A 460-nucleotide genomic window follows, 5' to 3' on the forward strand; every position below is an offset into this window, starting at 1 on the left:
CAGTGGTAGGGGAGCATTCCAAACTGGGTTGAAGCTGAAGATGTGAGTCACAGTGGACTGTTTGGAAAAGCAAATGTAGGCATAAGTAACGATAATGGGGGTGAGAAACCTCCACGCCGAAAGACCAAGGTTTCCTGATCAACGCTAATCGGATCAGGGTTAGTCGGGACCTAACGCGAACCCGAAAGGGGTAGTGGATGGCAAGCAGGTTAATATTCCTGCACCTGCTATACAATAAAAGTGACGCATGAGTGAGGTATGCACGTACTGACGGAATAGTACGTTGAGCCTAGTCTACGGACGAAGCGAGCATAAGCAGCTTGTGCCGAGAAAAGCGAGTATAGCGGCTCGTACCGTAAACGGACACACGTAGTTGGGTTGAGTATACTAAGGCGCTCGAGTGATTCATGGCTAAGGAACTAGGCAAATTAGCCCCGTAACTTCGGGAGAAGGGGCGCTC

Annotated in this window: 1 rRNA gene; it reads left to right on the forward strand. The window is 50.0% G+C overall.

What is annotated here, in order from left to right:
• Positions 1-460 (forward strand): 23S ribosomal RNA (locus J1N10_RS21075); the annotation flags it as partial.

The sequence above is a fragment of the Carboxylicivirga litoralis genome, assembly GCF_025499605.1.
Lineage (GTDB): Bacteria > Bacteroidota > Bacteroidia > Bacteroidales > Marinilabiliaceae > Carboxylicivirga > Carboxylicivirga litoralis.